Genomic DNA, 11,323 nt, shown 5'->3' with positions numbered 1-11,323 from the left:
ATCGCCTGAGACACATTGCCCGCCTCGCCGATCACCTCGAGGTCGGATTCGGCATCGATCAGATCGGCCACCCCGCGCCGCACGATGTGATGGTCATCCACCAAGAACACGGTGACCATACGGAATGCACCTCCCTGCGCAGTTGATTCAGCCTACGAAGATTTTCTCGCCCGCGTCACGGAGTTGGGCCCTCGATTGGTGACCGAAGTCCCTTGACGTCGCCGGGGCGGTGACCGGCTGCCCGGCGCGGATGCCGAGGGACTTCCGGACCGCTTCGCCGAAGTCCCTCGACTTCGGGACGTCCTGCTCTTATCCGAATGTCGGATAGCTGGCAGCGTGGAAGCCGACGACGAAAGAAGGGGATGGTGGACGATGTTGAACCGCGGGTGGCCCGATGATGAGACCTTGTGGGCGGCGTTGGCGCTCGCGGTACGGGCACCGTCGGTCCACAACGCGCAACCGTGGCGCTTTCGGATCGGCGATCGTGGCTTACACCTATTCCTCGACCCGCAGCAAGCGCAGTCGTCGACGGGCGCCGATCTGCGCGACGCCGTCATGAGTTGTGGTGCCGCGCTCCATCACCTGCGGATCGCGTTGGCGGCCGCGGGGTGGTCGGCAGTGGTGCGGAGATTGCCGGACCCTGCCAATCCGCAGCACCTGGCATGGATCGGATTGGTGCGGCATCGGCCGACCATGCTCGAACGGGCGTTGAGCAATGCGATTTCCCGCAGGCAGACCGATCGAAGAAGCTTCGATCCGGCGCCGATTCCGCCCGGCTACGTCGGGTTGTTGAACGAACGTGTCGCAACGCTGGGCGCAAGCGTACGGCAGGCCGTAGACACCACCCGCGAGCGCCTGGTCGATGTGCTGCAAGAGTCGGCGTCGGGGGACTCCCGTACTCCAGAGCATCGGCTGGAACTCGCCGATTGGAGCGGCAGGCCGACGCCGTCGAACGGCATTGCTGCCCAACGCATCCCGCCGCGCGCGCAGTCGTTGGCCGAACTCGAGACCGGCTACTTCTCGACGGGGAACAGCGGGCTCGACTTCGCGGAATTGCTGGTGCTCGGCACCTCGACGGATGACCGGCTGGCGCACCTGTCTGCCGGTGAGGCCCTCAGCGCAGTTCTTTTGACCGCCACCAACGTCGGCTTGGCGACCGGTGTGCTGACCGAGCCACTGGAAGCGCCTGAGCTGCGCCGGCGTATCCGCGTCGGCGTGCTGGAGAACCGAGCGTATCCGCAGGCCGTCGTCAGAATCGGTTGGGGCCCTGCCGACGGGGTCGCGCTGCCGGTCACGCCGCGCCGCACGGTCGCCGAGGTGCTCGATCACTGCGAAATGGTGCGGCGCTGAACGGATCCCGATCGGGCGTGTGCTGAAGCGGCGCGCCCACCGGTGGATTCGCTCGCCGAGATCCGGGTGTGCTGAGGTGCGGTGGTATGCACAGTCAGAGCAGCATTACTGCCACCACGATGCCGACGACCACCGTAATTGTCACGTGGAGAACGTCTTTCACACCGACCTCCCGTGTATTGCTTCTCGGTGTCTCCTCTCGGGTCACGCGCGACCATGCCACATTGCTGCTCATGCCCCGCCTCGGCTGCTGGCCGCCTGGCTTTTTCGCTGATGCGGAGACCGGTCGCGGGCGGCTACTGTATCGCCGTTACGGGGCGGATTCGACCCTGCTCGCTCCGGAAGCCGGTAGATCGGACTCGGGGCTGTCGCAATCGGGGTGGGACGCCGGGTCGGTCTGTTTGTGCTGCTTGCTAAACTACGCAACTAGAGGATCGGTCGCGGTACCGATCCTGTCGTGAGGGAAGGTGTGGCACGTGCCGGGACTGAGTAGGCCGCTGTACCAGATGAAGGCTGACTTCTTCAAGACGCTGGGCCATCCGGTGCGGATCCGCGTCCTGGAGCTGTTGAGTGAGCGCGAGCGTGCGGTGTCGGAGATGCTCGGCGAGATCGGGGTGGAGTCGGCGAACTTGTCGCAGCAGCTTGCGATCCTGCGCAGGGCGGGTCTGGTGCGCGCACGTCGTGAGGGCCTGTCGGTGACGTACGAGCTCACCTCCCCGGAGGTGGCCCAGTTGCTGGCCACGGCCCGGGCTATTCTCACCGGTGTCGTGGCGGGGCAGGTCGAGGCACTGGAGGAGCCTGCCTGAGTTCCGCGCATTGTTCGGGGTGTTCGCCTGGCCATTAGTTGCAGGTTTTCTAAAGTATGTACCTAGTAGTTTAAGAAGGAGAGCAGACGTGACGGACCAATCCATCGCCATCGAACCGGCCTCGGTGCCAACGGATCACGAAGGGGTCCTGTCCTGGGTGGCCGAGGTGGCCGAGCTGACGGCACCGGATCGGATAGTGTTCTGCGACGGATCCCGGGCGGAGTGGGACCGGTTGACGACCGAGTTGGTGCGCAAGGGTGCCTTCGTGCGGTTGGCAGGCAAGCCGAACTCGTTCTGGTGCGTGTCGGATGCCGACGATGTGGCGCGGGTGGAGGACCGTACCTTTATCTGCTCCGAGGATCGCGACGATGCCGGTCCGACGAACAACTGGGTAGATCCGCTCGATATGCGCACGGTGATGGCCGAGCACTACCGCGGATCAATGGTCGGCCGCACCATGTTCGTGATCGCTTACTGCATGGGGCCGTTGGCTGCCAGCGAACCGAAATACGGAGTGCAGATTACCGATTCGGAGTACGTCGCGGTGTCGATGCAGATCATGACTCGTTCCGGCGCCCCGGTGTGGGACAGGCTCGGCGTCGGCGCCGAATTCGTGAAATGTCTGCACTCGGTGGGCGCCCCGCTGGCCGAGGGGCAGACCGACGTCGCATGGCCATGTGACAAAACCAAATACATCGCGCACTTCCCGGAGGCCCGGGCCATCTGGAGCTACGGCTCCGGCTACGGCGGCAACGCACTGCTCGGCAAGAAGTGCTTCGCACTGCGGATCGCGTCGGTCCTCGGTCGCGACGAAGGGTGGCTGGCCGAGCACATGCTGATCCTGAAATTGACCTCCCCGCAAGGCAAGACGCACTACATCGCGGCGGCGTTCCCCTCCTCGTGCGGCAAGACCAATCTGGCCATGCTCGAACCCGCGCTGCCCGGCTGGAAAGCCGAGACGATCGGTGACGACATCGCCTGGATGCGGTTCGGTGCGGATGGCCGGTTGTACGCGGTGAACCCGGAGGCCGGGTTCTTCGGCGTCGCGCCAGGTACCGGTGCCAAGACCAATCCCAATGCGATCGCCACGATCGACATCGGCAATTCGATCTTCACCAACACCGCACTGACCGACGACGGTGACGTGTGGTGGGAGGGGCTGACGGAGGAGAAGCCGGAACATCTGATCGACTGGCATGGCAAGGATTGGACGCCGACGTCGGAAACGCCTGCTGCGCACCCGAACTCGCGGTATTGCACGCCGATCGAACAGTGTCCGTCGGTCGCCCCGGAATGGAATGATCCCACCGGGGTGCCGATCTCGGCGATCTTCTTCGGTGGCCGCCGCGCCACCACCATCCCTTTGGTCGCCGAGTCTTTCGGCTGGGCACATGGCGTGTTCACCGCGTCGGTTCTGTCGTCGGAGACCACCGCCGCCGCAGTCGGGCGAGTCGGCGTGGTGCGCCGTGACCCGATGGCGATGCTGCCGTTCCTCGGGTACCACGTCGGTGACTATTTCGCGCACTGGTTGACGCTCGGTGCCGCCGCGGATCCGGCAAAACTCCCGAAGATCTTCCAGGTCAACTGGTTTCGCCGCAGCGCGGACGGCAAGTTCCTGTGGCCCGGTTTCGGGGACAACGTGCGCGTACTGAAGTGGGCGCTGGAACGCTTGGACGGCACCGCCAACGCGGTCGAGACACCGATCGGGTACGTGCCGAGTATCGACGACTTGGACTGCTCGGGTTTGTCCGACGGATATCGTGAGCTGATCACCGACGCGTTGGCCGTGGACATCCCCGAATGGATGGCCGAGACCACCGCGATCGACGAGTGGTACGCCACGATCGGCGGCAACCGCTTGCCTACCGCGCTGCGCGAACAGCTCGCCGCGCTGAAAGCCCGTCTCGCGGTGGCCAACTGAGCGTGCGTGCGCTGCTGCCGAGTTGGACGGACTGGCGGCCAGGGGTCCGTGCCCCTGGCGCGGACCTGTTGTCGGGGTTGATCGTCGCCTTGGTGGCGCTGCCGCTTGCGTTGGGTTTCGGCATCTCCTCCGGGCTCGGCGCGACGGGCGGGCTGGCCACTGCTGTCGTCGCGGGTGCCGTCGCCGCGGTATTCGGCGGCTCCCGCTTCCAAGTCACGGGGCCAACGGGGGCGATGACCGTGGTGCTGGTCCCGATCGTCCACCGGCACGGCGCAAGCGCGGTGCTGGCGGTGGGGCTGCTGGCGGGCCTGATCCTGGTGGCGCTTGCCGTGGTCGGGGTCGGGCGAGCGGTGCGCTACGTGCCCGCGCCGGTGATCGAGGGGTTCACCGCGGGTATCGCGGTTGTTATTGCGCTGCAGCAGTTCCCGGCCGCACTCGGCATCACGCATGCTGAGGGGGAGAAGGTGTGGCAGTCGGCCGTCGATGCTGTGCGTCAGTACTTGTCGTCGACCAACCCGGCACCGCTGCTCACGGCGTTGCTGGTTGCTGCGATCGTCCTGGTCGGCGGCCGACTACTGCCGAGGTTGCCATTCGCGCTGATCGCTGTGGTCGCGGCGACCGTGACTGCGCGGCTCCTGCATTTCGATCTCGTCCCGGTCGGCGCCATCCCCTCCGGCTTGCCGATTCCCACAGTGGGATTCCTGCATCTCGATCAGCTGGGCTCGTTGATCGTGCCTGCGTTGGCAGTGGCCGCTCTCGCCGCCCTGGAATCGCTGCTGTCGGCAACGGCAGCCGACGCAATGGCCGTCGGCACCCGGCACAATCCTGATCGGGAACTACTCGGCCAGGGCTTGGCCAACATTGCCGCCCCCCTGTTCGGTGGCGTGCCCGCCACCGGCGCGATCGCCCGCACGGCGGTCAATGTACGGTCGGGGGCTCGTACCCGGCTCGCGGCGCTCACCCATGCACTTGTCCTGGCGGCCATCGTCTACCTGGCCGCGCCGCTGGTCGCCGATGTTCCGCTGGCCGCACTGGCGGGGGTATTGCTGGCCACTACGGTGCGGATGGTCGAGACGGCCTCACTGGCAGCGATCGCGCGGGCATCGAAGGGCGACGCAGCCATCATGATGGTCACCTTCGGGGTAACCGTCGTGATGGATCTGGTTACAGCGGTCGCGGTCGGGATCGGGGTCGCGGTACTGCTTGCGCTGCGATCAGTGGCGAAAGAAGCTCGGCTGCAGCAGGTTCCGCTCGACATACCGGTCGATGACACCGAACATCTGACAGAAGAGCACGAACTTCTGCACGACCACATCGTTGCCTACCGAATCGAAGGGCCGTTGTTCTTCGCAGCGGCGCACAGGTTCCTGCTGGAACTCGCCGAGATAGCGGACGTGCACGTGGTGATTCTGCGGATGTCCCGCATCACCGCGCTGGACACCACCGGTGCGCTGGTGCTTGCGGACGTCATCGGAAAGCTCGAACGCAGGCACATCACGGTGTTGATGTCCGGCCTTCGCGCGGACCACCGGCGTCGTCTGGCCGCGATCGGTGCACTGCCGATGGGCGGCGACGAGCGGGTCTTCACCCATACCCGCGAGGCCATCGTTCATGCCAGGGGATGCTTGCCGAGTAGCGTCGCAAGTTCGCGGGAATAACGGTGTGGACGAAACCGATTCCGGTGCAGCGGATTCGCCACCGCCAGCCCTGAGGCCGGGCAGCCGCTGGCGATCAGCCAGCGGCTGTCGGGCTCGACCGAGCGTCCATCACCATCTCGGCTGCCGTCCTGGCAGCTGTCGGCATGGACTTCGAATAGGATTGCCGCGGTTCAGACTTCGAGGTCTTCCTCGATCTCCTTCAGGCGGTGTCGGGCGAGGGCTAGGTTGCCTCGGCTGCGGTCCAACGCCAGATAGAGGAACAACCCCCTGGTCCTTCTGCCGTGCGTCGGGCGAATCAGGTGGTATTGGCCGCCTAGGGTGACTAGGACGTCCTCGATCTCTTCGTTGAGCCCGAGCTGCTCGATCGTGCGCATCTTGGCGCGCACCAGTTCGGTGTTGCCCGCTGCCGCGATCTCGATGTCGAGGTTCTTCGAGCCGCCCAGCACGCCGAGCGGCATACCACTGCCGTAGTCGACGATCGCAGCGCCGAGCGCGCCGTCCAGCAACATCATGTCCTTCATTGCCACGTCCATGTCCGCCATGGGGTTTCCTCTCTCGCGCGTCGTGAAGACTCTCGCGCGCCGAGACGCTACCTAGGAACCTGGCCTGGTGTCGGTTGATTGATGAAGAATTCCACTAGGTATGCAATTTACATGTTCTGCAATCAAGCAGATGCTGGCTGCTGGGCAGGTGGTATCGGGTCTGAGGTGCCGTGCCCCCGGGGGGCACTGCGGCCTTGATGCGTCCCGTCGGAGTGTGCTCGAGGAACGGCCTGCCAGGCGGTGGGCAATGAGGTCAACGACAACGACATCTGTCCGGTCGGGTCGGGGCCGCCGTGGTCGTTGTTCGCGCGCGGGGAGGCCGTGTGACGATCGGATACGCTGGGCGCTGCACTGAAGATTGTCGGATGTGAGGAAGATTTATGGGAAGCACGGTCCTCGACATTGTCGCGTTGCTCGCTAATCGCGCGGCGATGTTCTGGAATTGGATGGCAACCGGTTCGTCCGGGTTTCCGCCGCTGTGATGTCGCGGTGAGCCGCTAGTCGTGCGAATGCCCCGGCCCTTTCGGCCGGGGCATTCGTGTATTCGCCGGGGTTGTCACCTTTTTCGCGCGGTGGCGGGTCTCGATACCCGCGGGGCTTGGGATTTCGCCGCCGCGTCGGCCCGCGCACCCGTATCTTGATCGAGTGAAAACCGCCGGTTCTGCGCGCCGCACCCCTGGTTGGTTCGTACTCTGGATGAGTTTGCTGACCGCGCTGCTCCTGCTCTGCGGGCTAGCGCTGTTCTGGCAACTAGCGGCCGAAGGCACCTTTCCGACCAAGGTCGTCCTCTGGCTGGCTATCGGCGTCTTAGGCACGATAGCGTTCCTTTTCGGACTGTTCGGTCTCTTCCGCTATCGTGCCATCTTCTACGGCCTCACCACCCCCGTGCTCCTCATCGCCTTCGGCGCCCTCGTCTGGTTCGACGTCCCCGAAGAAACCGGCTGGCAACTCTCCCGGGGCATCCTCGAAAACCAAGCCACCGACTGCGCCAACCCCGGCCAGCGCACCCGCCTCGGCGTCTACACCATCACCTTCGTCACCCGCCGCGACGGCGGCTGTCACTTCTACACCCAAGCCGAAGACTCCCACACCACCGGCTTCGCCTACTTCCCCGACGCCGCCCCACCTTCCGCCACCACCCCACCCACCACCTACGAACGCTTCCAACCCCACTGGTACCGCTTCACCGAAGAATCCTGAGCTGCAACCTGATTCGAGCCCCAGCGCACACGCGGGCGCTCCGGGGATCGAACGTCTTCCGGTCTACGGAGCGAAGATCTCCTCGATGGTCGTGGCGGTGAGTAGGCGTTGCATCCATTGATCGAGTTGCGCGGGGTCGGTGCAACTCGTGATCTTTGTCTGCGCCTCGGGGGTCACCTCGAGGCGCTTCGTGGCGATGAGGCCAAGCAGGGACTTGGCCTTACCTTCGATCTCGCCTTCCGCTTTGCCTTCGAAGTACGGCTTGCGGAACTGATCGCTGAAGTACGGCGCGTCTTTGGTCATCATCAGCATCTCCATGAAGTGATCGGCTGCCATGCGAGGCAGCGTGGCCAGGATCAGGTCGACGTATTTCTGGGTGGTCTCCGTAGGCGGTGCGGTCTTGGCCAGCGCATTGAGTATCGCATCGCGTTGGGGGCTATGGCGGTGCGCGATTGCCGAAAGCGCCGCCATGCCGGGGTGGGCGGCGGCGACGGCGGGGTCGGTGACCACGGGGACATCTTTCGGACTGAAGACTACCGGTGTCAGGACGAAGCCGGGGGCGACCGTAATGGGGTGTCGGCAGGAGGTCGCGGTGGTGAGCAGCGGACGATGCGGGGCCCGGTACGGACCCCGCATCGTCACGGGATTACGCGGCGAGCCGGCCGCCGTCGACGACGATATTTTCGCCGGTGATCCAGGAGCTGGCCGGTTCGGCGAGCCGGGTGATCCAAGGGACCACGTCGGCGACCTCGCCGACGCGACCGGTGGGGACTCGGTCGGCGTAGCCGGTGCTCCATTCGTTGATGGTCTGCGGGGAGAGGCCGCCGATCTCGAGGATGTCGGTTCGGACGTTGCCGGGGGAGACGCCGTTGACGCGAATTCCCTTGGAGCCCAGTTCTACTGACCACGAGCGGATCAGGCTGTCGACGGCTGCTTTGCTGGCCGAGTAGACCGACTGGGCGGGCGCGGCGAGGCGGGCGGAGATGCTGGAGACGACCACGATGGCGCCGCCGGGCGAGCGCAGCAGCGGCAACAGCTTGCCGGTCAACAGGACCGGTCCGACGACGTTGATGTCGAGGAGCTGGCGGACTTGCACCGGATCGAGATCGTCGAGCGGGGTGAGGCTGAACACACCCGCGTTGTGCACGAGCACATCGAGGACACCCCCGCGCTGCTGCACGGCCGCGGCGATCGCGTCGGCGCCCGCCTCGGTCGTGACGTCGGCAACCACCGGAACCACCGCCGGGTGCAGCGCGGCGACCTCCTCTAGCGGTGCACTGCGACGGCCGGTGATCGTCACGCTGGCCGCACCCTGCTGCGCGAAGGCCAACGCGGCGGCCCTGCCGATCCCGGTTCCGCCACCGGTGACGACAACGTGTTGCTCCGCGAATGTCTTGTCGGACAATGCCGTGCCTCTCTGCCGTTGGTCGATCTCGGCTCGACCCTCATCCGGTGGCCAACGCGCGGTCCCGGCCCGGCATTCCAGACGGCCGCAGCGGGTCAGGGCAGGGGTGCGGCGCCGCGCTGGGCGAGCAGCACGCCCATGAGCCCGGCCTCCTGCCCTTGTCCGTGGATCATCGATCGCGCCGCTTCCTTGACCGGCCCGGCGGACAGCAACTGATCGGCGGTCTGCGCCATCGCGATGCCCCCTCGATGGTGGCGAAACATCAACTGCAGGAACAGGATTTCAGCGTCGCGCCCACGTGCGGCGGCCAGTGCGTCGAGTTCGGCCGTTGTCGCCATCCCCGCCATGGGTGCGCCCGCGGGATCCGATGGTGCGACCTGAGCGGCTGAATGCTGGTGTGCGGCAACCGCATCAGCATGCATCCAGGCCATCGGCCGGCTCGACATCGGCGCCGCGCCTGCCAGCCGCAACCAGCCGAGCATGGTGCCGATCTCGAGGCGCTGGGTCGCGTCGAGCTGGCGGGTGAGCTGGAGCACGGCGGGATCGACGCCGGGGTCGAGGCGCTGCACCATGATCAGGGCTTGTTGGTGGTGCGCTGTCATGTCCTGCACGAACCCGATCTCCACCGCGCTGAGAACCGGTGTGGCCGTGTGCGTTTCCGGAAACGCCAGCGGACGCAGTGCGGCCCCCAACACCAGCAGCGCGAAGGCGAGCGACGCAAACGCGGCGCCGCGGAGCCAGCGCGGCAACACGGAAAGCTGCGCCATCGCTACGACCCGATGATCGATTCTTGGTCCGCGGGCGGCGTATACACCTCGTTGTCGAGCTGCAACACCATGAACCCGTTGTCGGAGCACGAGACGTACAGTTGCGAGCCGCGCCATTCCGGCGGGGACAAGCACCAGTCCGTGGAGACGTCACCGAAGGCGAGCCTGCCGGTGCGCGGGGTGAGCGCATCCATCGGATTGAACTGTCCTTCCAGCACGGCTCGCGCCGCGGGCGGTGCGCTCATCAGCGGCACACCGATGATCGAGGCGAGCGCGTGCGGCGAGTTCCAGAGGCTCAGGTTCTGCCCGGTCCGTGCCGGCGGGTTGTAGTAGGCGATCTCGCGAATGTGGAAGGGGTCGCGCACATCGAAAACCCTGATGCCGGAGGAGATCCAGCCGCAGGCAAGTGCGGTCGGGTTGTCCCGGCGATCGGCGGCACAGTAGTGCGATTCGTAGGCGAACGCCGAGCCGCCCATGGACGAACCGATATTGCTGTCGAGGTTTTGCGGCAGGTTGATCTCGAGCTTGATCTTCGCGGCCACCTTCGGCGTGCGGTCGTCGGCGATATCGATGAGTTTCACACCGCCGGAACCGCCTTCGTCGACGGTGTAGAGGTACGGCTTGCCGTCGTAGCTGACCGGGATGCTGTGCTGGGTCGCCCACCCGTCGGTCCAGAACACTCGCCCGATGTGGTGCACCTGTGGATTCGGGTCGCGCCGCTGCACCGCGCTGATGTCGAGCACGGTGAATCCGCCGAGCGCCGAGATGTACATCCGGTTGCCGTCGGCGCTGATCCCGAATCCGTGCGCTTCGATACCGGTCAGCCCCTGCCAGACCACGTGCGGGTTGGCCGGATCGGAAAGGTCTACCGCACTGACGAATCCGGGCGCGATGCCCGAGGCCCAGTAGGTGTTGCCGTCGGGGGAGAACCCGCCCTCGTGTGTCGTGATCGGCAACGGCATCAGCATGTTCGTGCCTGGCCCAGGATTGAGCAGGCGCGGATGCGCGCAGTCGGAGATGTCGTAGACCGACAGGTACCCGACGCCGGTGCCGACCGGGACGCCGGTCCCGACCAGCAGTTTGCGGGCGGCGTTGACCTTCAAGCTTTCCCACGTGCCCGCGAGCATCGCCGGTTCGGTTAATGTCGCGGTGGGTCGCGGGTTCGCCGGGTCGGACACGTCGAGCACCTGCACGCCGCGTCCCTCGCTGATCAGATCACCGGGGAAGAACGAGCCCATATAGGCGCAATGCTCGAAGCTGGTCGAGGTGATGCCTGCGCCGCGCCCGGCGAAGCCGCCGACGAACGACATGTTGCAGCGGTAGCCCTGGGTGCTGCGTCCACTGTCCCGGTCGGCTGCGGTGACATCGCCTTGCATGCCGTTCTCCGGCGCCGATCCGGGCCCGCAATCCGCCCGGGGGACGGCGGTTCGGCCCACGTCGAGGAACTCGCGCACGGACTGCTGGATATCGGACTGTAGGTCGGCGGACGCGCTGCTCGGTAGCAGCAGCGCGGCGACGAGACCGACAGTGACCAGGGCCAATGGTTTGGCGCGGCGCAAGCTCGACAGTGAGCGCATCCTCGGGTTCCCCAACCTTCATCAAGTTAATGATCCGTCATCCTTTTGCTGACTGGGACAGCAAAGAACTGACTGAATAGTAGTAACAACCATTAAC

The 11,323-nt window shown here is 65.7% G+C and carries 10 protein-coding genes and 1 pseudogene; 5 read left to right on the top strand and 6 right to left on the bottom strand.

The window, feature by feature from the left end; genetic code table 11:
- Positions 1-119 (bottom strand): annotated as a pseudogene (locus ACGFNJ_RS43805) (DNA-binding response regulator); the annotation flags it as partial.
- Between the two features lie 253 nt (positions 120-372).
- Between ACGFNJ_RS43805 and ACGFNJ_RS43800 the strand changes: the two are divergent.
- From ACGFNJ_RS43800 to ACGFNJ_RS43785, 4 genes are all read left to right on the top strand, one after another.
- Positions 373-1,350, top strand: a complete 978-nt coding sequence (locus ACGFNJ_RS43800; RefSeq protein ID WP_393462557.1) for an Acg family FMN-binding oxidoreductase — start codon at positions 373-375, stop codon at positions 1,348-1,350.
- 506 nt (positions 1,351-1,856) lie between these two features.
- A complete protein-coding gene (locus tag ACGFNJ_RS43795) occupies positions 1,857-2,156 on the top strand; it encodes an ArsR/SmtB family transcription factor (RefSeq protein WP_393462566.1) in 300 nt (99 codons plus the stop codon).
- An 88-nt stretch (positions 2,157-2,244) separates the two neighbouring features.
- A complete protein-coding gene (locus ACGFNJ_RS43790; protein WP_393462564.1) occupies positions 2,245-4,077 on the top strand; it encodes a phosphoenolpyruvate carboxykinase (GTP) in 1,833 nt (610 codons plus the stop codon).
- 2 nt (positions 4,078-4,079) lie between these two features.
- Positions 4,080-5,735, top strand: coding sequence for a SulP family inorganic anion transporter (locus ACGFNJ_RS43785; RefSeq protein WP_393462555.1), 1,656 nt, complete (start codon positions 4,080-4,082; stop codon positions 5,733-5,735).
- Positions 5,736-5,905: 170 nt separating this feature from the next.
- On the opposite strand, the gene ACGFNJ_RS43780 is transcribed toward ACGFNJ_RS43785, so the two are convergent.
- Entirely contained in the window at positions 5,906-6,277 is a 372-nt protein-coding gene (locus ACGFNJ_RS43780; protein WP_393462553.1) for a hypothetical protein, read from the bottom strand.
- Between the two features lie 696 nt (positions 6,278-6,973).
- Here ACGFNJ_RS43780 and ACGFNJ_RS43775 point away from each other — a divergent pair.
- Positions 6,974-7,477 (top strand): hypothetical protein, encoded by a 504-nt coding sequence (locus ACGFNJ_RS43775; RefSeq protein WP_393462551.1) that lies wholly within the window; start codon positions 6,974-6,976, stop codon positions 7,475-7,477.
- A 63-nt stretch (positions 7,478-7,540) separates the two neighbouring features.
- On the opposite strand, the gene ACGFNJ_RS43770 is transcribed toward ACGFNJ_RS43775, so the two are convergent.
- The 4 genes from ACGFNJ_RS43770 to ACGFNJ_RS43755 all read right to left on the bottom strand — a co-directional run bounded on the left by ACGFNJ_RS43770 (position 7,541) and on the right by ACGFNJ_RS43755 (position 11,226).
- On the bottom strand, positions 7,541-7,987 hold the full coding sequence (locus ACGFNJ_RS43770) for a hypothetical protein (RefSeq protein ID WP_393462549.1): 447 nt from the start codon (positions 7,985-7,987) through the stop codon (positions 7,541-7,543).
- A 136-nt stretch (positions 7,988-8,123) separates the two neighbouring features.
- Positions 8,124-8,882 carry an SDR family NAD(P)-dependent oxidoreductase gene (locus ACGFNJ_RS43765; protein ID WP_393462547.1) on the bottom strand — a complete coding sequence of 253 codons (759 nt, stop codon included), beginning with the start codon at positions 8,880-8,882 and terminating at the stop codon, positions 8,124-8,126.
- A 95-nt stretch (positions 8,883-8,977) separates the two neighbouring features.
- On the bottom strand, positions 8,978-9,649 hold the full coding sequence (locus ACGFNJ_RS43760; RefSeq protein ID WP_393462545.1) for a DUF305 domain-containing protein: 672 nt from the start codon (positions 9,647-9,649) through the stop codon (positions 8,978-8,980).
- Between the two features lie 2 nt (positions 9,650-9,651).
- Positions 9,652-11,226: an LVIVD repeat-containing protein gene (locus tag ACGFNJ_RS43755; RefSeq protein WP_393462543.1), complete on the bottom strand. Its 1,575-nt coding sequence runs from the start codon at positions 11,224-11,226 to the stop codon at positions 9,652-9,654.
- Positions 11,227-11,323: the final 97 nt, after the last annotated feature.

The sequence above is a fragment of the Nocardia sp. NPDC049149 genome (genome assembly GCF_043197455.1).
Lineage (GTDB): Bacteria > Actinomycetota > Actinomycetes > Mycobacteriales > Mycobacteriaceae > Nocardia.
This window is presented reverse-complemented; position numbering and strand designations above follow the sequence as displayed.

Excerpts from the sequence above, each read along its gene's own strand:
- ACGFNJ_RS43760 (WP_393462545.1), bottom strand. The coding sequence starts at position 9,649 with ATGGCGCAGCTTTCCGTGTTGCCGCGCTGGCTCCGCGGCGCCGCGTTT.
- ACGFNJ_RS43795 (WP_393462566.1), top strand. The coding sequence starts at position 1,857 with ATGAAGGCTGACTTCTTCAAGACGCTGGGCCATCCGGTGCGGATCCGC.
- ACGFNJ_RS43755 (WP_393462543.1), bottom strand. The coding sequence starts at position 11,226 with ATGCGCTCACTGTCGAGCTTGCGCCGCGCCAAACCATTGGCCCTGGTC.
- ACGFNJ_RS43775 (WP_393462551.1), top strand. The coding sequence starts at position 6,974 with ATGAGTTTGCTGACCGCGCTGCTCCTGCTCTGCGGGCTAGCGCTGTTC.
- ACGFNJ_RS43780 (WP_393462553.1), bottom strand. The coding sequence starts at position 6,277 with ATGGCGGACATGGACGTGGCAATGAAGGACATGATGTTGCTGGACGGC.
- ACGFNJ_RS43800 (WP_393462557.1), top strand. The coding sequence starts at position 373 with ATGTTGAACCGCGGGTGGCCCGATGATGAGACCTTGTGGGCGGCGTTG.